This is a genomic window from Sandarakinorhabdus limnophila DSM 17366 (genome assembly GCF_945882885.1).
Classification (GTDB): Bacteria; Pseudomonadota; Alphaproteobacteria; order Sphingomonadales; family Sphingomonadaceae; genus Sandarakinorhabdus; species Sandarakinorhabdus limnophila_A.
In genome coordinates this window covers 1-22920 of the sequence record NZ_CAMCWT010000020.1, presented here as the reverse complement: position 1 = coordinate 22920, position 22920 = coordinate 1, and the positions used below count along the sequence as shown (strand labels likewise).

Here is a 22920-nt window from a genome sequence, read left to right as displayed (position 1 = left end):
CCCAGAAACAATGATGAGGCCTGCCGCCCTGCCCCGGCAACAAACGAACAGTGTGGCCACCGCCGCCTTGCCGGGAATTGCGCGCCCCGCTTGTGTTGGCATAGCCCTTGTGGCAGGTAAGTCAACATGACTGTCCCAATTTCCGCAGCCGCTGCTCAGGCCGCGGTTTCCCCCCTGAAGGTGACGCCGGCCTCGCCGCTGTTCCTGCGCGAGGACGAGATCCGGCGCGGCATCGAACTGCTCTATTTCGGCTACACGTCGATGATCCGGGGTGCCGATGCGATTTTGGAAGCACAGGGGCTGGGTCGCGCCCATCACCGCTCGCTTTACTTCATCGCGCGCCGGCCGGGGCTTTCGGTGGGGGAACTCATCAGCCTGCTCGGCATCACCAAGCAGTCGCTGGGCCGGGTGCTGAATGATCTGGGCAACCGCGAACTGGTCGAACAGCGTGTGGGCGTGACGGATCGCCGCCAGCGCCTGCTCACCCTTACGGCGTCGGGCGCGGCACTGGAAGCGCGGCTGTTCACCGATCTCGAACGATCGATGGCGCGCGCCTATTGCGAAGCCGGGCAGCAGGCCGTCACCGGTTTCTGGGCGGTGTTGATGGGCCTGGTGCCGCCGGCGGACCGCCCGCAGGTGGAAGCACTGCAGGGTTAAGGCGGCGAGAGCGCCTTCAGATAATCGAACAGCGCCCGGCGTTCGGCGTCGGTCATGTGCACCAATCGTTCCCGGCCCACGCCCGTCATCAACCGCAACTTGCGTCCATCCGGCGGCCACCCGGTGGTGGTGAGCCGCACAAAGGCTGGCCAATCATAAACCTGGATGGCATCCGCCAAGGCAGGCGTATCGCTGCCAAAGCCGCCAAGTCCGTTATTGTGACACTCAGCGCCGGCAAGCCGGGTGAAATAGGGGCCCCATGCCGGCGTACCGGGTGCCGGAGCAACAGCAGGGCCAGCATCCGTGGCCCGCACCAGCACGACATTGGGGATCAACTCGCCGGTGGCGGCGGCATAGGCCTTGAACAGACGATGTTTCAGCGTGACCGGCTGGGCATCTGTGGCGGCCGGCAGGCGGCGCAGATGGGCGTGAATGGCGGCAATCTCGTTGTCGGCCATGACGGCAAACATTTCGGTTGGCATTGCCCAACTGATGCTGGTGCCATCGGGGTGCAGACCGTGACGCACAGCGCGCGCGAAATCCTCACGCGCCCACTCGCGGGCGCGGCGGCGCGGATTGGGCGCGACCATGCCATAGAAGTCTTCGCCGGCCAGTGCCTTGCCGTGGCAACCGTTGCAGCCATAAACGCCCACCAGGCGCGCGCCCAGCGCCGCATTACCGGGTCCGCCCGCCACCGTTGACGGCAGCGCGCCATGATCCTTCGTCAATTACTGCTGTCCGGCCCACCACAACCCGCCTGCGGTGCCGGCCACCACGAGCAGCGATGCGCCGATCACCCCCAGACCAAGCTTCACCCATCGCGGCACGGCATTTGTCTCCCAAGCGAGAGATTATGTCAGTCGCGCCAACGTGTCAGCCCAGTTCGCGTGACCGCTCCGCCGCTGCGGCCACCACCTTTTCCAGCAGCGGCGTCAGGCCCGGCATCAGCACCGAAAGGCCGGCCGCTGTTGTGCCGCCGGGCGAGGTGACGCGTTCCCGCAAGGCGGCAGCGGGGGTCGCGCCATCCTGCGCGGCGAGCGCGGCGGCCCCAATCAATGTCTGGCGGGCAAGGCGCATGGCCATGGCCGGTTCCAGGCCAGCCGCTTCGCCAGCGGCGGCCAGCGCCTCAATGAAGTGGAACACATAGGCCGGGCCGGAACCGGAAACGGCGGTGACGGCGTCGAACTGGACTTCATCGGAAAGCCAGATCGTCTGCCCCACTGGCTGGAACAAGGCTTCGGCGGCGCCCTGCACGATATCGCCGTCGCGGGTGAACAGCGCGGTGGCCCCCTGCCCCACCGCAGACGGCGTGTTGGGCATGGCGCGCACGATGCCGGCGCCCGGGAAAAGCCGGGCCAGGTCCTCCGTGCGCACACCAGCCATCACCGAAATCACAAGGGTGAGCGGCCCCAGCCGGCCGGCAAGTGGCAACACCGCCTGCGCCCAGGCCTGTGGTTTCACGGCAAGAACGACGATATCGGGTTTGCCTTCTGCCGGCGGGCGAGCCGAAGCTTCGACGCCGGGCGGCAGGTTGCGGGCGGCGGGATCGATCACGGCAACAGGCCCCAGCCCTTCGGCCAGCCAGCGCCGCAGCAACGCGCCGCCCATGTTGCCACAGCCAATCAACCAGATCGGCGCCCCGATCTGCGCACTCGCTGTCATGTCTGCTCCCAAAACCGGTCTTATGCTTCGCCGGCTGTCTCGATCAGCGCGGCGGCCAATGCTTCGACCGGGCTCTGGCCCGCCAGCAACACCAGCTGGAACACCGGATAATAACGCTCGAACTCTTCCACGGCGGCATCAGTGAGGATTTCGGCCTGGGCCGGCGACAGGTCGCCGCCATCTTCGGCATCATCATCGGCCAGCAACGTGGCGTGGCGGAACAGGATCATGCCGTCGGCCGACCAGAGTTCGAAATGGCCCATCCACAATTGTTCGTTGATCAGGCCGATGGTTTCATACACCGCCAGCCGGCGATCCGCGGGCACGGTGAGATCGGCCTGGGCAATGATCTGCAGCACCCGGTCTTCCCCACGCCATAGGGCGCGCAGCTGGTAGGTGCACCAGCCACCCTTCACCGTGGTGATGATTTCCTCATCACCCACACGTTCGGAGGCCCAGCCATTGGCGTCGAACAATTGTTCGAGCAGGTCGATCGGGGCGGGCTCGCCCGCGCTGACATCAATTTCGGAAAAGCTCATCGTGCCTCTCCCTTACCGGCCACTGCACAGACTGTGCAAGCCTTGCCGATTCGGCAAGAGCAAGGCACGCAAAATCTTGTGGATATCAGGCGTCTGCCCCACCAGATTTGCGGCTCTTCTTTGCCGCCGACTCCGCAAGCTCGGCTTTCAGCGCGGCAATTTCCGCCTTCAGCGCCTCGATTTCACCGCGGGCCGTGTCAGCCATGGCTTTCACCGCATCGAATTCGTCGCGACTGATCTCGCTGGCGCCAACGAATTCCTTCATCCGTTCCCGTGCCACGCCGGAAAACTCGCGGCTGGCGCCGGCCAGCGTGCCCATGGCGGCGGTGGCGACTTTGGACAGGTCTTCAAACAGTTTATTGTCGTTCTGCATTGTTCAAACTCCCAGCTGCATGGAATCGGCCATGGGGTTGAGCATCATGATGGCAATATTCAGCACGCCCGCAAAGCACAGCCAGGCGCAATAGGGCAGCATCAGCCAGCCGGCCAGCCGATTGACGCGCCAGAAGCTCCACGTGGTCGTGATCGCCACCAGCAGCATCACCGCGATGATGGCCAGCGCGGCGGAAATCATGTGCAGGCGGAAAAACACCGGCGACCAGGTAAGATTGATGGCAAAGCCAACGGCGAACAGCGCGATGGCGAGGCGCTTTCCCGGCACCTTTTTCGTGCCCCACACCATGGCGAAGGCCACGCCGATCAGCGTGTAGAGAATGGCCCAGGCAATGCCGAACAGCGGCCCCGGCGGCTGGAACGCCGGCAGGGTGAGCGACTGGTACCACGGGTTGGTATCGGTGGAGCCGGCGATGCGCGCCACCAGTCCGCCCATCAGCAAGATGGCTGGCACCGCCACGATCGCCGCCCGCGAAAAACTCCCCGTGGAAAACCAGGGTTCAGGCGCGTCAAGGGACTCAGGGATGGACATTGCCGTTGGTATAGCCTGTTGCCCGCTGCCACGCTACACGTGACGCATGGTGGACAGTGACGCAGTGCCCGTGATTGACAGCTGCTGGCTGTGCGGGAGGCCGCTGGGTGCAACCGTCGAGTGGCATCATCCGGTGCCAAAGGCCAAGGGCGGACGGGATCGCCAGAAGGTTCACCCGATCTGCCACGAAGCCATCCACGCCCATTTCAGCAACAGCCAGCTGGGCCGCATGGGGGCAGACAAGGCCGCCGTGCTGGCGGAGCCGGGCGTGGCGGCGTTCGCGGCGTGGGTGGCCGGCAAACCACCGGATTTCCATGCGCCCACCAATGGCAAGAAGCGTTAATCGGCGCGCTGGGCGCCGATCAGAAATTCCACATTGCCTACCGGGCCCGTGATGGGACTGGTGGTGAGGCCGGCAACGGCCCAGCCCTGCCCTTCCAGCCACGCGGCGACGTCGCGGCAGACGCGGTCGCGCACCGCTTCGTCGCGCACCACGCCGCCCTTACCCACATCCTCGCGGCCGGCTTCGAATTGCGGCTTGATAAGCGCCAGCAGGCGGGCGCCGGGTTTCGCGAAACCCATCGGCACGGGCAACACCTTCATCAGACTGATGAAACTGGCATCGCAGACGATGATATCGATCGGCTCAGGGATATGCTCCGGCGTCAGCAGGCGGGCCGACAATTGTTCGAGCACGACAACGCGATGATCCTGCCGCAATTTCCACGCCAGCTGATTGGTGCCGGAATCGTTTGCATAGACACGGGTGGCGCCGCGGCTGAGCAACACATCGGCGAAGCCGCCGGTGGAGGAGCCGACATCGATGGCGACCGCGCCAGCCACGTCCCAGCCGAAATGGGTAAGACCGTGATCGAGCTTGATACCGCCGCGCGACACCCAGGGATGGTCACGCCCCTTCACCTCCAGCGGCGCATCCGCGGCCAGCGTGTCGCCGGACTTGGCGATCTTGCGGTCACCGGAAAACACCAGGCCGGCCATCACCAGCGCCTGCGCGCGGGTACGGCTTTCAACCAGCCCGCGTTCCACCAGCAGTTGATCGACGCGCGACTTCACCACGCTTTTTGCAGCTCCACTACCATCACTTCAATGGGTTCCTTGCCCACGTTCACATCCTGGTGCAACGTCTTGGGGTTGGCCGGCAGCCAATAGGCCTTGCCGGTTTCCCAATTCTGGATGTCGGACTGGCCGGTTTCCTCGCGAATATCCATGGTGCCGCCCTTCAAGGCGATCAGCACGCGCGGATGATCGTGGCGGTGCAACGGCAGCGGATTGCCGACCGCGATCACCGAACGCCACACCTTCACCTCCTCGTTGGCAAACTGCGGCGTGCGCCCGGTTTGCACCTGTGCGACCGCCAAACCGGCGCCGAAACCGCCCAACAGCAGCACCGCACCAAGGCTCCAGGATTTCACCATATTCATTCTCCCCATCGTAAGAATCGGCTCGCCTTGTCCAGCGGCTCAAACCGGCCGAACCGGCAGAGGCTGAACACCTCAGGCGTGAAATTGTCCTTCACCTCGAACAGATCATTGGCGCAGGCGCGCGAGGACGCGTCGCGGCGCACGATGATCATGTTGGGTTTGAGGCCGGGGCAGCCATCGGGCAGACGCGATCGGTGCCAGCGCCCGCCAGCGCGCACCAGCAGCACATCGGCGCTGGCCACCTTATACTCCAACTGGCGGCCAACGATCAGGCAGGTCGCCGCCGTCCCCACCGCGGGCGCGGTGAGCGGATCGGCAGCCGCCAGCAGAAGCAAAACCCCAAGCATGTTGGCCAAAGCCTGCCACAGACGCTATGCGCGGCCAATGACTCGTTTCGCCTTCAACATCCATGCCCGCGACGGCAAGGCGCGCACCGGCACGATCCAGATGCGCCGCGGCGAAATCCGCACGCCGGCGTTCATGCCGGTGGGAACAGCCGCCACGGTCAAGGCAATGCGCGCCAGCGAAGTGCGCAGCGCCGGCGCCGATATCATCCTGGGCAACACCTATCACCTGATGCTGCGCCCGACGGCGGAGCGGATAGCGCGACTGGGTGGCCTGCATGCGTTCATGGGCTGGAACCGCCCCATCCTTACCGACAGCGGCGGTTACCAGGTCATGAGCCTTTCCAGCCTGACCAAGCGCACGGAGGAAGGCGTCACCTTTGCCAGCCATCTCGATGGCAGCCGGCATCTGATGAGCCCGGAACGTTCGATGGAAATCCAGCGCCTGCTGGGCAGCGATATCATCATGGCGTTTGATGAACTGGTCGCCCTGCCCGCCCCGCGCGAAGTGGTGAAGGACGCCATGTACCGTTCGATGCGCTGGGCGGCGCGCAGCCGGGCGGCGTTCGATGCCGGCGGCGAGCATGCGGCGGGTGCGGCGTTGTTCGGCATCCAGCAGGGCGGGCTGGATGAACGTCTGCGCGCTGAATCTGCGACCGCGCTGCGCGCCATCGGCTTCGACGGTTATGCCATCGGCGGCCTGGCGGTGGGCGAAGGCCAACTGGCGATGTTCGGCGTGCTGGATTATGCCACTGACCAGCTACCGGAGGATGCGCCGCGCTATCTGATGGGTGTCGGCAAGCCCGATGATATCGTTGGCGCCGTGGTGCGCGGGGTGGACATGTTCGATTGCGTGCTGCCCACGCGATCAGGCCGCAACGGCCAGGCCTTCACCCATGATGGCCCGCTCAACCTGCGCAATGCCGTGCATGGCGAGGATCTGTCACCCCTTGATGACGATTGCCGCTGCTCGGTCTGTCACGGGCCGGAGGCGACGAGCCGCGCCTATCTCCACCATCTGATCAAGGCGGGCGAGATGCTGGGGGCGATGCTGCTCACCCAGCATAATATCGGTTTCTACCAGCAGCTGATGGCAGGCTTGCGTAGCGCGATTGCAGAGCAGCAACTGGGCGATTTCGCCGCCGCCTTCCTCGCCCGCTATCACGCAAAACGCCGCTGATACGGCTGCGCCCCGGCTTGGGTACGGCAGACGTTGTCCTACGTGCCGGTGCGCGGCGTTTGTGCCAGCAGGTAGGTGGAACTGAGCTTATCCATGTGGTTCGTTGACCACGGACGTGCGACCTTGTGACCGGGTTAATTCGCCCAAATCGAGAATGTTATTGGAAATACATTAAGAATTTTCGGTAAGGGCGATTGCTTATGCCCAGCCGGCCGGTGGCATAGGGAGCCGGATCAACCGGCGCAGTGCCGCCCAGCAGCAACGCCGCACAAAGGCGACCGGCGGCCGGTGCCGTCTGGATGCCGAACCCACCCTGCCCGGCACACCAGAACAGGCCATCCACGGCGCCATCAAAGCCATACACCGGCAACCGATCGGGCGCGAAGCTGCGCAAGCCCGCCCAGCTTGATTCGAGCCGCTTCACGGCCACTGTGCTGGCCTGTTCGAACCGGTCGATCACCACGGCCAGATCCATCTCGTCGGGGCGGACATCGTGCGGCACATCGAGAATCTCGTCGTGCGGCGACAGCCACAGCCGCTCGCCATCCGGTTTGAAGTAGAAACTGCCGTCGCTGCTCATCACCGTCGGCAGATCGGCCGGCGGGACGGGATCGATACGCAACACAGCCATCGTGCGCCGCAGCGGCATCAGGCCCTTGGGCGCGGCCCCGGCCAGCGTCGCCAGTCCATCGGCCCAGGCCCCGGCGGCATTGACCAGCAATGGCGCCGTGAAAACGCCGGCGCGGGTGATGATACGCCACATGCCCGCGATGCGGTCGAGCGCAGTGACTTGGGCATTGGTGATGAGCGTGGGCTTCGCGCCATTCACACCGCGCAAAAAGCCCTGATGCAGGGCGGCCACATCAATATCGTGGCAATCGGGCTCGATCAGGGCGCGATTGCGCCATTCGGGCTTCAGCATTTGCCCCGCCGGCGATGCCGCCAGCGCCGCGGCGTCCAGCCAGTCATAGGCCACGCCGCCTTCATCATATTCGGCGGCGACCCGTTCCAGCCCGCCCGCATCCTCGGGGCTTTCGATGATCAGGCTGGGCCGGTGGTGCAGCAGCGGCGGAAAGCCCGCTGGGGCTTCCCCAAAGAAAGCCCGGCTGGCGCGGCTCAACGGCACGACGGCCGGGCCGCCATAGCTTTCGATAAAGATGGCCGCCGATCGCCCGGTGGTGTGATAGCCCGGCCGTTCCTCCATCTCGATCAGGAGAACGCGCAGTTGAGGCGCCGCTTCCAGCAAGGCCCAGGCCGTGCTTGCCCCGGCAATGCCGGCGCCGATGATGGCAATATCGAAATCCTGGCTCATGTTTGCCCGCCGAAGAACGCCAGCATGCGGGCCAGCACCGTGCCGCGCAACGGTTCGGCTTCGCGCAGCAGTTCGTGGCCAGCTTGCGGGTATTCAACCGTTTCGCCGCCGGGGATGCGCGCGACAAAGCTACGGGTGGCCGTACTGTCCACCAGGCCATCCTTCTCCGGAATCAGCGCCAGAACCGGCACGGAGATAGCCTCAGGCACGCCGCGCGCGTTCAGTGCATCGATGCTGGCAAAGGCATCGTGCAGCCAACCCCAGGTCACACTGCCCAGCGCCAGCGCGGGATATTGCCCGATCCACCAGCTTTCATCGGAATAACGTTCGGCATCACTGTTGAGCAGCAACTGGCGCTTGCTGCCGGCAACACCGGGTTCATAGGGGCCGCCGCCCAGCACGAAATCGCTGCCGCGCCGCCATTTCACCATGCGTGCCGCCAGCCAGCGGGCAAGGCCCGGGCCCAACGGGGAGGCCGACAGCCCCAGCATCGGCGCCAGCACGACCGCCCGGGCAATGCCGCCACGCGCGGCCGCCAGGTGGCGCAGCACCATGTGCCCGCCCATCGAATGGGCCGCCGCCACCACCGGGCCACCGCTGCGCTCAACCGTCCATGCCACCAGTTCGGCCAGATCATCGAGCCATATGTCAAAGCCCGGCGAGGCGCCGTGCATCGGCGTCTTGCCCACCCGCCGCGACAGGCCCTGCCCGCGCCAATCAAAGATGGTGACGCCCCAGCCGGCATCAACCAGATCGTGCAGGGTTTCGGCATATTTCTCGACGAAATCAGCCCGGCCGGTGACCATCAACATATGGCCCCGTTCCGGATTGCGGCGCGGCCAATGTTCCAGCCGCACTGGCCAGCCATCGCGCAGCGGCAGGAAAAGGCGCTCTCCGCCCGCCGGCAGGCTGCGGCGGCGCATCCACGGGTCAGTTTCGGGCACAACATCCATGGCGCGCATCGATAAAGCCGATTCGCGCCGCTTGCCAGCGCCTTGGGTTGCGGCTTAGCGTGGCGGGCAATGCACGCCCTGAAACTGCTCTCTGGCCTGGCCGCCACTGTCGTGCTGGCGCGCGGCGCATCCCTGCTTCAGGGCCAGGTGATGATGGCCGAATTGGGCCAAGCTGCGGCCACCGCCATCCAGGCGCACGGCGTGGTGGATGGCAGCATCAGCTTTCGCCAACCATCAGGGCTGGTGGCCCGGGTGGCCCACCTGTCCGGTACGGCCGATCCCGCCACCCGCGCCGCCGTGATCGCCGAACTGAAACGCCACCCCGGCATTGCCGACGCCGTCTGGAGCCCGCGGTGATCTGGCTGTTCGGCGAGATCTGGCTGTGGGTGCTGGCCGGCTTTGCCGTCGGATTGGCGACGGGCTGGTGGATGTGGAAGCGCTGAAGAGTAGGACTTTTTAATTGGCCTTCTTGAGCGCCGCCTGCGCCGCCGCCAACCGCGCGATCGGCACGCGGTAGGGGGAGCAGCTTACATAATCCAGACCAAGGCCTTCGCAGAACAGGATGGAGGCCGGATCGCCGCCATGCTCGCCGCAGATGCCCAATTTCAGATCAGCCTTTACGCTGCGGCCACGTTCGGCGGCCAATGCCACCAGTTCGCCCACACCGTCTTCATCAATCGAAACGAACGGGTCCTTGGAATAAATGCCCTTTTCGACATACGGCCCCATGAACCGCGCCGAGTCATCGCGGCTGATGCCCAGCGTGGTTTGCGTGAGATCATTGGTACCAAAGCTGAAGAACTGCGCATGGGCAGCAATATCGGCAGCGCGCAGGGCCGCGCGCGGCAGTTCAATCATGGTGCCAACCAGATAATCCAGCGTGGTCCCCGTTGCGGCAAACACGGCGGCTGCTTCGGCGTCGATGGCGGCCTTGGTCAGTTCCAGTTCCTTCGCCGTCGCCACCAGTGGCACCATCACTTCCGGCACCACCGCCGCACCGGTTTCCTGGGCCACCATGACGGCGGCTTCGAAAATGGCGCGGGCCTGCATGGCATAAATTTCGGGATAGGTGATCCCCAGGCGGCAACCGCGATGGCCCAGCATCGGGTTGAATTCATGCAGTTCGTTAATCCGGCGGCGCACCAAAGTTTCCGGCAGGCCGGTGGCGGCAGCGACGTCGGCAAAACCTTCATCATCGTGCGGCAGGAATTCGTGCAGCGGCGGATCGAGCAGGCGGATGGTCACCGGCAGGCCAGCCATCACGCGGAAAATCTCGGCGAAATCGGCGCGCTGTTCGGGCAGCAGTTCGGCCAGCGCTGCCTCGCGCCCGGCGGTATCTTCGGCCAGGATCATGCGGCGCACGGCGGTGATGCGGCTGGGTTCGAAGAACATATGTTCCGTCCGGCACAGGCCGATGCCTTCGGCGCCGAACTGGCGGGCAACGCGGCAATCTTCCGGCGTTTCAGCGTTGGTGCGCACTTTCAGCCGGCGATGCTTGTCCGCCCATTCCATTAGGATGCCGAAATCGCCGGACAGATCGGGCTCCACCGTGGGCACGTCGCCCAGCATGACGTCGCCGGTGGCGCCATCGATGGTGATGCGATCGCCTTCCTTCACGATGCGGCCGCCGGTGCTGACGGTGCGGCCGACCAGATCGATGCTGATGCCGCCGGCGCCGGAAACGCAGGGGCGGCCCATGCCGCGCGCCACCACGGCGGCGTGGCTGGTCATGCCGCCGCGCGCCGTGAGGATGCCGCGAGCCGCATGCATGCCGTGAATATCTTCCGGACTGGTTTCGGTGCGCACCAGAATCACCGAGTCACCGGCACGGGCGCGGATTTCGGCGCTGTCACTGTCAAGCACGACGATGCCGCTGGCGGCACCGGGGCTGGCCGGCAGGCCGCGGGCGATGATATCGCGCGGGGCCTTGGGATCGAGCGTCGGGTGCAGCAACTGGTCCATGGCGCTGGCGTCCACGCGCTTCACGGCTTCGGCCTCGGTGATCAGGCCCTCGCCCACCATGTCCACCGCAATGCGCAGCGCGGCCTTGGCGGTGCGCTTGCCGCTGCGGGTCTGCAGGATATACAGGCGGCTATCTTCCACCGTGAATTCAATGTCCTGCATGTCACGGTAATGCCGCTCCAGCAGATCGAAGGTGCGGCCAAGCTCGGCGAACACTTGCCCCATCGCCTCTTCCATCGAAGCCGCCTTGGCGCCGGCTTTCTCCCGCGCCGCCTTGGTCAGATACTGCGGCGTGCGGATGCCGGCCACCACGTCTTCACCCTGGGCGTTGATCAGATACTCGCCATACCAGGCGTGTTCCCCGGTGCTGGGATCGCGGGTGAAGGCCACGCCGGTGGCCGACGTATCGCCCAGATTGCCGAACACCATCGCCTGTACGTTGACTGCAGTGCCCCAGCTTTCGGGAATATCGTTGAGCCGGCGATAGGTGCGCGCCCGGTCCGAACGCCACGAACCGAACACCGCGCCAATCGCACCCCACAACTGCTCGTGCGGGTCCTGCGGGAATGGCCGGCCCAACGCCTGTTCGACGATGGTCATGTACCGCGCGACGAGCTTCTTCAGATCATCGGCATCCAGCCCGGTATCCTGGGTAACGCCCTTGTCTTCCTTGGCGATTTCGAGCGCATCTTCAAAGGCATAATGGTCCAGTTCCAGCACCACATCGCCGTACATCTGGATGAAGCGGCGATAGCTGTCCCACGCGAAACGCGCGTTGCCCGATGCGGCGGCGAGGCCTTCCACGGTCTCATCGTTCAGGCCGAGGTTGAGCACCGTATCCATCATGCCCGGCATCGATACGCGCGCGCCGGAACGGACGGAAACGAGCAGCGGGTTGGTGGCGTCGCCGAATTTCTTGGCCGTCACGCCTTCAATGAAGGCCAGGCTGTCCAGCACCTGGGCCTGCACGTCATCCGGCAGGCGGCCGCCGGCATCATAATAGGCGGCGCACACGGAGGTGGCGATGGTCAGGCCCGGGGGCACGGCGAGGCCGATGCCGGCCATTTCCGCGAGATTGGCTCCCTTGCCGCCCAGCAATTCCTTCTGCGTGGCATCGCCCTCAGCCGTGCCGCCACCGAACCGGAAAACTGATTTCATAGCGCCCACACTCCAAAATCCCACTCTCAGGCGCAGCCCCGCCCGATCCCCACAAGGGGGAGAATATCCCTAACCCTCGATCTTCGCGAAATCCGCGACGCCATGCACCGCATCGCGGAACCGCGCCAACAGGGCCAATCGCCGCGCCCGGATGCCCGGATCCGGATCATTGACCATCACATCGGTGAAGAAGGCATCGACCGACCCGCGCAGACTGGCCAGCGCCGCCATTGCGTCGGTGAAGCGCTCATCGGCCACGGCCTGCTTGGCGGTGGGCAGCGCGGTCGCCAGTGCGGCGGCGAGCAGCGCTTCCGCCCCCTCGCCTTCGCCGCTGGCCGGTTCGCCGATGCCGTCCTTCTCTGCCGCCTTCAGGATATTGGCCGCGCGCTTGTAACCGGCGAGCAGGTTGGTGCCGTCCTCAGTTTCCACGAACGCCTGCAGCGCCTTCACGCGGGCGAGCAGACGGACAAGATCATCCTCACTGCCGAGGGCGAACACGGCGTCGATCAGATCGTGGGGAACGCCGGCTTCGCGTTGCTGGACTTTCAGGCGCTCGGCGAAGAAGTCCAGCAGCTTGGGTTGCCATCCAGCATCGGAAATCGACAGTCGGCAGATATCGGTGAAATACTGCATTAGCTTGCGGAGGCTCAACCTCGTGCCGGTGGATTGCACGACAGAGATACAGCCCAAGGCTTGCCGGCGAAGCGCAAACGGGTCCTTCGAACCGGTTAGCGGCATGTCGGCTTGGAAGAAGCAAATCAATGTATCCAGCTTGTCGGCAAGTGCCACTGCCACACTCACCGGCGCAGTGGGCACGTCGTCGCCCTGCCCTGCGGGCTTGTAGTGGTCGCGGATGGCGTCGGCGATGGCTGGCTCGACGCCGATGGCCAAGGCGAGATAGCGGCCAATCTGGCCCTGCACTTCGGGGAACTCGCCAACCGTGGCGGAGACGAGATCGGCCTTGGCGAGGCGCGCGGCCCGTTCGGCTTGCGCCGGATCGGCCGGCACTACGTCGTTTTCGCATAGCCATTTGGCCAAAGTCGCGACACGCTCCACCTTGTCGGCGAGCGTGCCGAGCTTTTCGTGAAACACGATGTCGTTCAGCTTGGGCAGGAACGCTTCCAGCCCGCCGGCGCGGACGGTCGCCAGATCCTGTTCCCAGAAGAAGCGCGCGTCGGACAGACGGGCGGAGAGCACGCGCTGGTTGCCGTGGGTGATGGCGGCGCCGCCATCGGTGGCGTCGAGATTGGCAACGCAGATGAAGGCCGGAGCCAGCGCGCCGTCAGCCCCTGAAAGCGCGAAATATTTCTGGTTGGTGCGCATGGTGAGCACGATCACCTCGCGCGGCACCGACAGGAAATCGGGATCGAAACGGCCGAGCAGCGGCACCGGCCATTCGGTGAGGCCGGCGTTTTCGGCGACCAGGCCATCATCCGGAATCAGCGACAGGCCCGCCCCGGCGGCCAGTTCGGCAGCGCGGGTGACGATGATCTGGCGGCGTTCCGCGCTGGAGGCCAGCACATGCGCGGCGCGGAGTTGATCGAGATAGGTGGCGGCGCTGGTGATGGTCAGCACGCCCGGCGCATGAACGCGGTGGCCACGCGTGTCGCGGCCGGAAGTGATGCCATGGGCCTCACACGCCACCTCGTCGCCATCCAGCAGTGCGACGATGCCGGTCAATGGCCGCACCCAGCGCGGCGCGGCGGTGGACTGGCTGGCGGCACCCCAGCGCATCGATTTGGGCCAAGCGAAATCGCGAATGATCTGCGGGATGACTTCAGCGAGGATTTCGGATGCGGTGCGGCCTTCGCGGCGCAGCAGGGCGAACAGTACGATGCCCTTGGGCGTCTCACGCTCTTCCAGCTGGTCGCGGGTCAGGCCGGTCTTTTTCAGGAAGCCTTCGATGGCCTGCGCGGGGGCCGAGGCGGCGGGGCCTTTGACTTCCTCCGCACTGCCTTCGCTGGCAGCGGCAACATCGTCCGCAATCAGCCACAGCCTGCGCGGGGTGGCGTCTGCCGTAACGGCGCCGTGCGCGAGGCCAGCAGCCTTCAAGGCATCAACGAACCGCGTGTGCAGTTGCTCCGCGGCAGCCGCCTGCATGCGCGCCGGGATTTCTTCGGATTGGAGCTCAAAGAGGAACTTCACTTGCCCTGCTCCACCCAGCAATCCGCCACGGCCTTCACCAGATCGCGCACGCGGCCAATGTAAGCTTGCCGCTCCGCCACCGAAATCACGCCGCGCGCGTTCAGCAGGTTGAACAAATGGCTGGCCTTGATCGCCTGGTCGTAGGCCGGCAGCGGCAGGCCACGCGCCACCAGAGCCCGGCACTCGTCGGACACATCCTTGAAATGCTGGAACAGCTTTTCGGTGTTGGCAGCTTCGAAATTATAGGCGCTGAACTGCTGTTCGTTCTTCAGGAACACGTCGCCATAGGTCACGCCGGCATCATTGTAGGCCAGATCGTAAATGCTCTCGACGCCCTGGATATACATAGCGAGCCGTTCCAGCCCGTAGGTCAGCTCACCGGCGACCGGCGCGCAATCATGGCCGGCAACCTGCTGGAAATAGGTGAACTGGCTCACTTCCATGCCGTCGCACCATACTTCCCAACCCAGACCCCAGGCGCCCAATGTGGGGCTTTCCCAGTCATCCTCCACAAAGCGCACATCATGTTTGGCACGGTCGATGCCGATGGCATCAAGACTGCCGAGATAGAGGCCGATGAGGTCAGAGGGGCTGGGCTTCAGGATCACCTGGAACTGGTAATAATGCTGCAGGCGGTTCGGGTTTTCGCCGTAACGACCATCGGACGGCCGCCGGCTCGGCTGCACATAACAGGCGTTCCAGTGATCGGGCCCAAGGCTGCGCAGCGTGGTGGCGGGGTGGAAGGTGCCGGCCCCCACTTCCAGATCGAGCGGTTGCAGGATTACACACCCCTTATCGCCCCAATATTGCTGGAGCGCGAGGATCATCGACTGGAAGGATAGGGGCTTGCTCACGGCTTGGCCCTTAGCGGGCGGGAGGTTGCGCGGTCAATCAGCGACGAGCCAATCGAGGATCGCCTTGTCGTCCGCCGGATCGATCGGCGCGGCATAGACGGTGCGCATCTTGGCGATGGTTTCGCCCCACTGCACGCGGGAAAGGCGCGGCTGGGCGGTGATCATCGTGGCGCTGTGGCAGGCCAGGCAGTTATTGTTCACCGCTTCGGATGAGACGCCATAACGCTCAGGCAAGAGGCCCTCCGCATCCGGCAACTCCACAGACAGGCGTTTCGTCGGCGGCGCGGCGGCGACGAGAGCCAGGGCGGCAAGAGCAAGCAACACACGCATCAGGCGATCTCCACGCGGACCGGATCGACGCCAGCCCGGTTGTAGCCGGACGGGTTCCAGTTCTGATTGAGCGGTTGCATCACCCCGGCGGCGCTGGTGGCGCGGGCCATGATGACATGGCGGCCCGGTGGCAGCACCAGCGCACCCAGAAAGCGTCGGAAGCTGTAGCGGCCAAGATCACGGCCAAGCTGGGCCGGCAGCCAGTTGGCGCCACCGTCGGCAGAAAGCTCAACCGTTGCCACGCCGTAATCGCCGCCAAAGGCCACGCCCCGCACCGGGGTAAACCCGCGCTGCGGCAGCTTGGCGCCATCGGCGATGTTGGTGACGACGGCGCGCGGGCGCATGGCGGTGACCGGCACACGCGGGCCGGCGGGCGCACCCGGCACGGCATCGGCGAGCGGATTGGCTGGCTGGAGATAGGCCTTGGCCATCCAAAAACCTTCATCCGCCTTGTCGAGCACGGTGATGCTGTCCAGCATCTTCACCCAATAGGTGGAATACCAACCGGGCACGACCAGACGCAGCGGGAAGCCATTGAGCAGCGGCAAGGCCTGCCCGTTCATGCCCCAGGCGATCAGCACATCATCGGTGAGCGCGTGATCAATGGGCAGGCTCTTCTCGAAATCGGGGGCGGCCTCCACCAGTGGCGTGTCGAGCCCGCCAAAACGGACAGCAACCGCGCCGCCCTTCACCCCGGCAAGCGCCAGCACGTCCTTCAGCCGCACCCCTTCCCACAACGCATTGCCCATGGCGCCATTGCCCCATTGCGCGCCCGCGATGCGCGGGTTGAACAGGCCGCGTCCGTTGCCGGCGCATTGGTTCGTCGCGGCGATGGCAACCCGCGGCAACCGGGCCAGATCGGCCAGCGAAAGGCTGAGCGCTTTGCCAACATGGCCGCCGATGCGCAGCCGGTGCTTCGCCGGATCGACGCTGGTCGGAAACGGATAATGCCAGCGCACGAAGAAGCGATCATTGGGGGTGAAATCGTGCGCATCGAAGACGGAAAGCGGCGTTTCCAGCAGCGGCGGGCTGGAGCGTTGCAGGATCATCTCGCCCTTCTGCGGGAAGGCGTGCGTGGTCGGGCGCAGGCCGTTGTCCGCAAATCCCAGATCGACCTGCGCGGCGGCAGGCGCCGCAAGGGCAGAGGCGATGAGGGCGCGACGGGTCAGCATGGGGAAGGTGTAGCGCCCGCCGCCATCAGGCGCCATGCAGGATGTGCATCACGTCGCCATCGGCGACCACATATTCCTTGCCTTCCGCCCGCAGGCGGCCGGCGTCCTTGGCAGCGTTTTCACCGCCCAAAGTGACAAAATCATCGTAGGAAATGGTTTCGGCGCGGATGAACTTCTTTTCGAAATCGCCGTGGATTTCGCCGGCGGCTTGCGGGGCCTTGGAACCGCGCTTCACCGTCCAGGCGCGGGCTTCCTTGGGGCCGATGGTGAAGAAGGTGATAAGGCCGAGCAATTCGTAGGCCGCGCGCACGACCCGGGCCAACCCGGTTTCGTGGAGGCCGAGGCTCTCCAGATATTCCTGGCGATCCGTGGGCTCCATCGTGGCGATTTCGGCTTCAATGGCGGCACTCACCACAACGGCGCTGGCGCCGATGCTGGCAGCCATCTTGGCGACGGCTTCGCTCAACGCGTTGCCGGTGGCGGCGCTGGCCTCTTCGACATTGCACACATAGAGCACCGGCTTGGTGGTGAGCAGCTGGGCGTTCTTCAGCGCGCGGGCTTCGTCCTCATCCTTCGGCTCGGTCAGGCGGGCGGGCTTGCCGGCTTGCAGCAGCGCCAGCGCCTGACCCAGCACCGCCGCTTGCACCTTAGCTTCCTTGTCGCCCTGCTGCGCCTTTTTCAGCAACTGCGGAACGCGCTTTTCGAGGCTTTCGAGATCGGCGAGCATCAGCTCGGTCTCGACCGTTTCGGCGTCTTCCACCGGGTCCACCTTGCCGGCCACGTGCGCCACATCATCATCGATAAAGCAGCGCAGCACGTGGGTGATGGCGTCGGTCTCGCGGATGTTGGCGAGGAACTGGTTTCCCAGCCCTTCGCCTTTGGACGCGCCCTTCACCAGGCCGGCGATATCGGTGAAGCCCAGTTGCGTCTCGATGATCTTCTGGCTCTTGGCGATGGCGGCCAGCTTGTCGATGCGCGGGTCCGGCACGGCCACGTTGCCCACGTTAGGTTCGATCGTGCAAAACGGATAATTGGCCGCCTGTGCCGCCGCCGTTTGCGTGAGCGCATTGAACAGGGTGGATTTGCCGACATTGGGCAGGCCGACGATACCGACGCGGATGGGCATGACGTGATTCCAGATAGGAAAATGGGTGGGCGCTCTCTAGGGCGGGAACGTCAGGGCTGCAACCGCAGTGCGATGTCCGACAAGTAGCGGGGCTCATCACCGGCCAGCAGCGTGGGCAATTCGGCCGCGAGCACACCAAGCAGATCAGCCAGCGGATCCATTTCCACCTTGACGAAATTGCCCAGCACATGGCCCGTCACGCGATCCTTGTGGCCAGGGTGGCCGATGCCGATGCGCACGCGCCGCCAATCGGGGCCCAGGTGCGCATCGATGGAACGGATGCCATTATGGCCGGCCGCGCCGCCGCCATGCTTGATCTTCAGCTTGAACGGGGCGAGGTCGAGCTCATCGTAGAAAACGGTGAGTGCCTCTGCGGGATCGCGCTTGTAGAAGCGCACGGCTTCGGCAACGCTGCGGCCGCTTTCATTCATGAAGGTCGCGGGTTTCAGCAGCAGAACCTTGGCCGGTCCGATGCGGCCTTCAGCGGCCATGCCCTGAAAGCGGGGTTTGAACGGCCCGATGTTCCAGCATTCGGCGATGGCATCGATCGCCATGAAACCGACATTGTGCCGGTGCAGCGCATATTGCGCGCCGGGATTGCCGAGGCCAGCGAGGATCTGCATGCGCGGCTGCTAACCTTGAACGGGCCAAAGGGGCAATGAAAAACGGGGCGGAGGATCGCTCCTCCGCCCCGTTTGTTGGCACACGAACCGAACGCTTATGCAGCGGCGGTTGCTTCGCCTTCTTCGCTCTTCATTGCCTTGGGGGCAACGATGGTGGCGATGGTAAGGCCAGTTTCGCGGCCATGCGGCCTCACACCGGCGGGCAGCTTCACATCGGCGATGTGGATGGCGGCGCCAACCTGCAGGCCGGCCAGGCTGATGGTCACATCATCCGGGATGGCATCCGGGGTGCAATCCAGCTTCAGTTCGTGCGCGACGATGTTGAGCATCGCGCCGGTCTTGATGGCCGAAAGTTCCTGATCAACGAAATGCACAGGCACCGTGACGGTGACGACTTCATTGCCGGTGAGGCGCAGGAAATCGACGTGGATCGGGCGATCCGAAACCACATGGAAAGCCACGTCGCGCGGCAGGGTGCGGATGATGGCGCCATCCAATTCCAGCTCGACAATGGCGTTCATGAAATGGCCAGTGTGCAACTGGCGCATAAGGATCTTTTCCTCGATGTGAATGGTCGTTGCGGCTTCGCCCGCACCATAGATCACGGCCGGGACACGGCCTTCGCGGCGGATCGCGCGGGAGGCTCCCTTGCCTGCCTTGGCGCGAAGTTCAGCCACAAGCTTGAAGGTTTCGCTCATGATTGGCTCCTGATGGATATAATTTCGTTTGTGCCCGCCGCCTCCAGGGATGCGAAAATGGCAGGGCACCAACGAAGCGGCGCGGATAGGGGAAGCCGCCGGAAAAAGCAAGCGCCCGCTCCGCAATGGCCGGATCGTGACAGCGGCGCCCGTCTCAGGGTGTGGGCTGATCGGTGTAGCCGTCGATCTTCAGCTGCCCATTTTCTTCCACCAGCACGAACAATTCCGAAACCGGGCCCCGCTCATAACGGGCGGACCAGGCGACCGTTGTGCGGCCATCCTTACGGGTGATGCCTGCCAGTTCGCCGCCAATATAGCGGCCATGGCGTTCGATGATGGCGCGAAAGGCTCGCGCGGTGCCGCCGCCGGGGCGAAGGTTGCGGGTGGACTGGCTGAGCAGGCCATCGATTGCAGTCCAATCGCCAGCAGTGAGCGCCCCGTGGAAACGATCGATCACCACCCGACTGGCCGCTGCGTCAGGGCCGGAACAGGCCGCCAGCAGCACAGATACGGCGACAGGGGCGATCCAGCGCGTCATTGCACTCTCTTGACCTTTAAACCGCGCGCCTTGAGCAGGGCGATCAGGCTGTGCGGCCCGGCCATGTGGGCAGCGCCCACGGCCATGAAATGCCGGCCCGGCTTTTTCAGCGCTGCCTGCACCCAATCGGCCCAGGCAGCATTGCGATCCCGGAACAGGCGCTTTTCCAGCTCCGGCGACAGGCTGGCATCGTCAAAATCCTTCAGGATGCGCTCAACATCGCCGGCAGCCCAGGCGGCGACCAGCCCCTGCATCTGTTCCGCCGTCTTGCCGGCATCGGCGATGGCCGAGGCGAGCAGCAGCCGCTGATCGGCCTCTGGCAGCCCGTCGAACAGGGAAAGCTGCCCGCGCGGGGTTTCCAGGCCCACCAGCGGCTTTCCGACCGCGCGGGCACGGGCAATCAGGGCGACATCCACCCCGGCCGCCGGATCGAGCCCGGCCCGTGCCACCTCGATCTGCACCAGGGTAAGCGCCGCCAGCCAGCTTTCCATGCCATCCAGCGCACCGGGGGGCAGGCCCGTCGCCTTCAGCAGCGCATCGGCCTTGGGTTTCAGATCATCAGGCAACCGGCTGGCCAATGGCACCGGTGCCGGCAGCCGGCCCAGTTCCATGACGACGGCGCGCATCGCAGCCGGATCGGGCGGCCCAGCAATTTCCACCACCAATGTGCCGGCGCGATTGATGGCGCGCGCCGCATTCGCGGTAAGCCAGTCCGTCCCCTTCGGCAGGGCATGGATGGTGCCATAAAGCGTGATCTGGCGCTTGCCCTGCCCCACCTGCCACATCGCCGGCACTGCCCATGCGGGCGCCGCCAACCAAAGGCAAAGGAGAAGGAGTATTCGGCGCAGCAGCATTAGCCGGATTTGGCCCAATACTCGTCCTTCAACAAGCGCTTGTAGAGCTTGCCGGTGTCGTGTCGGGGCAGTTCGGCGCGGAAATCGATGCGCTTGGGGCATTTCACGTGGGAGAGCCGGCTGCGCACATAGTCGATCAGTTCGGCCTCAAGATCCGGGCCAGCCTTGGCCATATCGCGCGGCTGCACGACGGCGTGGACGGCTTCGCCCATCACTTCATCCGGAATGCCGAACACCGCCACATCGGCCACTTCGGGATGCGAGATCAGCGTGTTTTCGGCTTCCTGCGGATACACGTTCACGCCGCCGGAGATGATCATGAAGGCCGCGCGATCCGTGAGGAATAGATAGCCTTCCTCGTCCACGCGGCCGATATCGCCGAAGGTGGCGCCATGTTCGCCCATCACGCTGGCGGTCTTTTCCGGGTCGTTATGGTAAGAAAACGTGCCGCCGCCGTGGAAGAAGATGCGGCCCACTTCGTTCGGGCCAAGCCGGTTGCCGTCATCATCGAGCACACGGATTTCGCCCAGGATGGATTTGCCGACACTGCCCGGCCGCGCCAGCCATTCCTGCGGGGAAATGGCGGTAAAGCCGGCGCCTTCGGTGGCGCTGTAATATTCGAAGATCACCGGGCCCCACCAGGTGATCATGGCGTGCTTCACGTCCACCGGGCACGGCGCGGCGGCGTGGATGGCAACCTTCAGGCTGGAAAGATCATAGCGGGCGCGCACATCATCGGGCAGCTTCAGCATGCGCACAAACATGGTGGGCACCAGCTGGCTGTGGGTGATGTGGTGCTTTTCGACCAGCGCCAGATAGGATTCCGGATCGAACTTCTCCATCACCACCGCGGTGCCGCCAAACTTGTGCACGCTCATGCAATATCGCAACGGCGCGGCGTGATAGAGCGGCGCCGGCGACAGATATTTCATGCCTGGCGCGAATTGATAAAGCGCGGCCACCATGCCGGACAGCGCATCGACCTGATTGATCGGGCCTTCCGGCAAGGGCCCGCGCACGCCCTTGGGCCGGCCGGTGGTGCCGCTGGAATAGAGCATGTCACGCCCGGTGCTTTCATCCGCGATACGGGTGGTGGGCATGTTCATGATCGCATCGTGCAGACGGGTGAAACCCGGGGCGCCGGCGCCGGTGCAGAATCGTGCCGCCGGTGACAGGCTGGGCGTGGCGGCCACCGCCACTTCGGCCAGGGCCGGCGAACAGAAAATTGCCTTGGCGCCCGAATCCTGCGCGATATAGCCGGCTTCATCGGCGGTCAGCTTGGTCGACATGGCGACATAAACAAGACCCGCCCGCTGCGCCGCCCAGCAGATGGGCAGGAAATCAATTTCGTTGTGCATCAGGATGGCGATGGTATCGCCGCGCACCAGGCCAAGGCCGCGCAGCAGATGGGCAATGCGGTTGGATTCGGCTTCCAGCTGCGCATAGGTCAGTGTGTCGCCGCTGCCGGCCATGATGATGGCAGGCATATCGGGCTGGTTCGCGGCATGATGAAACGGGTGCATGGTCTATCCTTTTGGCGGACGGCGGCGATCCCACCAGATGGCAATGGCCATTGCAGCAGCAAACAGGCTGGCCAGGCCGGTGATGTTGATGCCCAGCTGCGCCCAGCCCAGCTTGCCGGCATCGATGAAATAATAGGGGTAGCTGCCGGTCTGCGCGCCCACCAGCAACGCAAACAGGCAATAGGCCAGCGGCAGTGGCAGCACCGCCCACACATGCTGCCAGCCAAGCCGGGCAGCCGGCCGCAGCAGCAGCCACCACAGCGGCCAGGCAATGGGCGAAAACACGTGGAAGATGAAATCAATGGCCTGACGCAATAAGGTTGGCGGATGGTTCAGGCCAGCGAGCAGCGTGTTGTAGATGATGCCCACCACCGCGATCCATACTGCGCTGGCGGCCAGCAGTGCCGGATGCGCCGGGCCACGCCCCCGGCCGATCAGGGCGACATGGCCGGCAATCAGCGCCACCGCCGTGTTGGACCAGATGGTGAACCAGCCATAAAGCCGCTGCACCTCATCCAGCGGATCGCGGCCGCGTTCCACCACGTTCAGCGCGAACTGGGTGAAGAGCGCCGTGCCGCACAGCACTGCAACGGCTGCCGCAGCGGCGCGTGATCTGCCTGTCAGCCATTCTTCCTTCATTACCGCAATAGCTAGCGCACGCAGCGGCCAGCGCAAAGCCTGTCGCCATTGGGGGGTGGCGCTGATAGGCTCGGCGGCGGGAGATTGCCGTCATGCCGGTCCACACGCGCACTTGCCACATCTGCGAAGCCAATTGCGGATTGCTGATCGAAACCGACGGCCGCCGCGTCGTCAGTATACGCGGCGACTCCGACGATCCGATCTCGCGCGGCCATATCTGCCCCAAGGGCAATGCCATTGCCGATCTGGAAGCAGATCCCGACCGGCTGACCAGTCCAATGAAG

General features: G+C 64.8%; 27 protein-coding genes. 5 read left to right on the top strand and 22 right to left on the bottom strand.

Features of this window, described 5'->3' with window-relative positions; translation table 11 throughout:
• The first annotated feature begins 126 nt into the window (after window positions 1–126).
• Window positions 127–657 (top strand): MarR family winged helix-turn-helix transcriptional regulator, encoded by a 531-nt coding sequence (locus Q7O19_RS06265; protein WP_303809323.1) that lies wholly within the window; start codon window positions 127–129, stop codon window positions 655–657.
• Here the strand turns inward: Q7O19_RS06265 and Q7O19_RS06260 are convergent.
• From Q7O19_RS06260 to Q7O19_RS06240, 5 genes are all read right to left on the bottom strand, one after another.
• Window positions 654–1385, bottom strand: a complete 732-nt coding sequence (locus Q7O19_RS06260; protein WP_303809322.1) for a c-type cytochrome — start codon at window positions 1383–1385, stop codon at window positions 654–656. The genes Q7O19_RS06265 and Q7O19_RS06260 overlap by 4 nt on opposite strands.
• A 145-nt stretch (window positions 1386–1530) precedes the next feature.
• Window positions 1531–2319: a pyrroline-5-carboxylate reductase gene (gene proC / locus Q7O19_RS06255; RefSeq protein WP_303809321.1), complete on the bottom strand. Its 789-nt coding sequence runs from the start codon at window positions 2317–2319 to the stop codon at window positions 1531–1533.
• A gap of 20 nt (window positions 2320–2339) precedes the next feature.
• A complete protein-coding gene (locus Q7O19_RS06250; RefSeq protein WP_303809320.1) occupies window positions 2340–2858 on the bottom strand; it encodes a YbjN domain-containing protein in 519 nt (172 codons plus the stop codon).
• Between the two features lie 85 nt (window positions 2859–2943).
• The gene (locus Q7O19_RS06245; protein ID WP_303809319.1) at window positions 2944–3231 is read right to left on the bottom strand and encodes an accessory factor UbiK family protein; all 288 of its coding nucleotides are present in this window, start codon (window positions 3229–3231) and stop codon (window positions 2944–2946) included.
• A 3-nt stretch (window positions 3232–3234) separates the two neighbouring features.
• The gene (locus Q7O19_RS06240; RefSeq protein ID WP_303809318.1) at window positions 3235–3711 is read right to left on the bottom strand and encodes a TspO/MBR family protein; all 477 of its coding nucleotides are present in this window, start codon (window positions 3709–3711) and stop codon (window positions 3235–3237) included.
• Between the two features lie 118 nt (window positions 3712–3829).
• Between Q7O19_RS06240 and Q7O19_RS06235 the strand changes: the two genes are divergently transcribed.
• Window positions 3830–4126: an HNH endonuclease gene (locus Q7O19_RS06235; protein WP_303809317.1), complete on the top strand. Its 297-nt coding sequence runs from the start codon at window positions 3830–3832 to the stop codon at window positions 4124–4126.
• On the opposite strand, the gene Q7O19_RS06230 is transcribed toward Q7O19_RS06235, so the two are convergent.
• The 3 genes from Q7O19_RS06230 to Q7O19_RS06220 are packed head-to-tail and all read right to left on the bottom strand — an operon-like array spanning window position 4123 to window position 5572.
• Complete coding sequence (locus tag Q7O19_RS06230) at window positions 4123–4860, bottom strand: TlyA family RNA methyltransferase (protein ID WP_303809316.1); 738 nt, start codon at window positions 4858–4860, stop codon at window positions 4123–4125. The two genes, Q7O19_RS06235 and Q7O19_RS06230, sit on opposite strands and share 4 nt — an antisense overlap.
• A complete protein-coding gene (locus Q7O19_RS06225) occupies window positions 4854–5219 on the bottom strand; it encodes a hypothetical protein (protein WP_303809315.1) in 366 nt (121 codons plus the stop codon). The genes Q7O19_RS06230 and Q7O19_RS06225 overlap by 7 nt, the downstream gene beginning before the upstream one ends.
• Before the next feature lie 2 nt (window positions 5220–5221).
• Entirely contained in the window at window positions 5222–5572 is a 351-nt protein-coding gene (locus Q7O19_RS06220) for a hypothetical protein (RefSeq protein ID WP_303783052.1), read from the bottom strand.
• 37 nt (window positions 5573–5609) lie between these two features.
• On the opposite strand from Q7O19_RS06220, the gene tgt reads away from it, so the two are divergent.
• On the top strand, window positions 5610–6749 hold the full coding sequence (tgt, locus tag Q7O19_RS06215) for a tRNA guanosine(34) transglycosylase Tgt (RefSeq protein ID WP_303809314.1): 1140 nt from the start codon (window positions 5610–5612) through the stop codon (window positions 6747–6749).
• Between the two features lie 157 nt (window positions 6750–6906).
• On the opposite strand, the gene Q7O19_RS06210 is transcribed toward tgt, so the two are convergent.
• Window positions 6907–8061: an FAD-binding oxidoreductase gene (locus tag Q7O19_RS06210; RefSeq protein WP_303809313.1), complete on the bottom strand. Its 1155-nt coding sequence runs from the start codon at window positions 8059–8061 to the stop codon at window positions 6907–6909.
• On the bottom strand, window positions 8058–9023 hold the full coding sequence (locus tag Q7O19_RS06205; protein ID WP_303809311.1) for an alpha/beta hydrolase: 966 nt from the start codon (window positions 9021–9023) through the stop codon (window positions 8058–8060). The genes Q7O19_RS06210 and Q7O19_RS06205 overlap by 4 nt, the downstream gene beginning before the upstream one ends.
• 60 nt (window positions 9024–9083) lie before the next feature.
• Between Q7O19_RS06205 and Q7O19_RS06200 the strand changes: the two genes are divergently transcribed.
• Window positions 9084–9371, top strand: coding sequence for a hypothetical protein (locus Q7O19_RS06200; protein ID WP_303809310.1), 288 nt, complete (start codon window positions 9084–9086; stop codon window positions 9369–9371).
• Between the two features lie 99 nt (window positions 9372–9470).
• Here the strand turns inward: Q7O19_RS06200 and ppdK are convergent, their stop codons facing one another.
• The 12 genes from ppdK to Q7O19_RS06140 form a co-directional block, all read right to left on the bottom strand.
• On the bottom strand, window positions 9471–12134 hold the full coding sequence (gene ppdK, locus Q7O19_RS06195; protein ID WP_303809309.1) for a pyruvate, phosphate dikinase: 2664 nt from the start codon (window positions 12132–12134) through the stop codon (window positions 9471–9473).
• A gap of 69 nt (window positions 12135–12203) precedes the next feature.
• Window positions 12204–14279 (bottom strand): glycine--tRNA ligase subunit beta, encoded by a 2076-nt coding sequence (gene glyS, locus Q7O19_RS06190; RefSeq protein WP_303809308.1) that lies wholly within the window; start codon window positions 14277–14279, stop codon window positions 12204–12206.
• Complete coding sequence (locus Q7O19_RS06185) at window positions 14276–15133, bottom strand: glycine--tRNA ligase subunit alpha (RefSeq protein WP_303809307.1); 858 nt, start codon at window positions 15131–15133, stop codon at window positions 14276–14278. Before Q7O19_RS06185 ends, glyS begins: the two co-directional genes overlap by 4 nt.
• A 33-nt stretch (window positions 15134–15166) precedes the next feature.
• Window positions 15167–15463, bottom strand: a complete 297-nt coding sequence (locus tag Q7O19_RS06180; protein WP_022678754.1) for a hypothetical protein — start codon at window positions 15461–15463, stop codon at window positions 15167–15169.
• The gene (locus tag Q7O19_RS06175) at window positions 15463–16635 is read right to left on the bottom strand and encodes a molybdopterin-dependent oxidoreductase (protein ID WP_303809306.1); all 1173 of its coding nucleotides are present in this window, start codon (window positions 16633–16635) and stop codon (window positions 15463–15465) included. The genes Q7O19_RS06180 and Q7O19_RS06175 overlap by 1 nt, the downstream gene beginning before the upstream one ends.
• A 25-nt stretch (window positions 16636–16660) precedes the next feature.
• A complete protein-coding gene (ychF, locus tag Q7O19_RS06170; protein WP_303809305.1) occupies window positions 16661–17761 on the bottom strand; it encodes a redox-regulated ATPase YchF in 1101 nt (366 codons plus the stop codon).
• A gap of 50 nt (window positions 17762–17811) precedes the next feature.
• Window positions 17812–18384, bottom strand: a complete 573-nt coding sequence (gene pth, locus Q7O19_RS06165) for an aminoacyl-tRNA hydrolase (protein WP_303809304.1) — start codon at window positions 18382–18384, stop codon at window positions 17812–17814.
• Window positions 18385–18479: 95 nt separating this feature from the next.
• On the bottom strand, window positions 18480–19082 hold the full coding sequence (locus Q7O19_RS06160; protein WP_303809303.1) for a 50S ribosomal protein L25/general stress protein Ctc: 603 nt from the start codon (window positions 19080–19082) through the stop codon (window positions 18480–18482).
• A 154-nt stretch (window positions 19083–19236) separates the two neighbouring features.
• Window positions 19237–19620, bottom strand: a complete 384-nt coding sequence (locus tag Q7O19_RS06155) for a hypothetical protein (RefSeq protein ID WP_303809301.1) — start codon at window positions 19618–19620, stop codon at window positions 19237–19239.
• Window positions 19617–20405, bottom strand: a complete 789-nt coding sequence (locus Q7O19_RS06150) for a TraB/GumN family protein (RefSeq protein ID WP_303809351.1) — start codon at window positions 20403–20405, stop codon at window positions 19617–19619. Before Q7O19_RS06150 ends, Q7O19_RS06155 begins: the two co-directional genes overlap by 4 nt.
• Window positions 20406–20473: 68 nt before the next feature.
• On the bottom strand, window positions 20474–21997 hold the full coding sequence (locus Q7O19_RS06145; protein WP_303809300.1) for an acyl-CoA synthetase: 1524 nt from the start codon (window positions 21995–21997) through the stop codon (window positions 20474–20476).
• Window positions 21998–22000: 3 nt separating this feature from the next.
• A complete protein-coding gene (locus tag Q7O19_RS06140; protein ID WP_303809299.1) occupies window positions 22001–22636 on the bottom strand; it encodes a Pr6Pr family membrane protein in 636 nt (211 codons plus the stop codon).
• 92 nt (window positions 22637–22728) lie between these two features.
• On the opposite strand from Q7O19_RS06140, the gene Q7O19_RS06135 reads away from it, so the two are divergent.
• A partial coding sequence (locus Q7O19_RS06135; RefSeq protein ID WP_303809298.1) for a hypothetical protein occupies window positions 22729–22920 on the top strand: 192 nt, incomplete at its 3' end.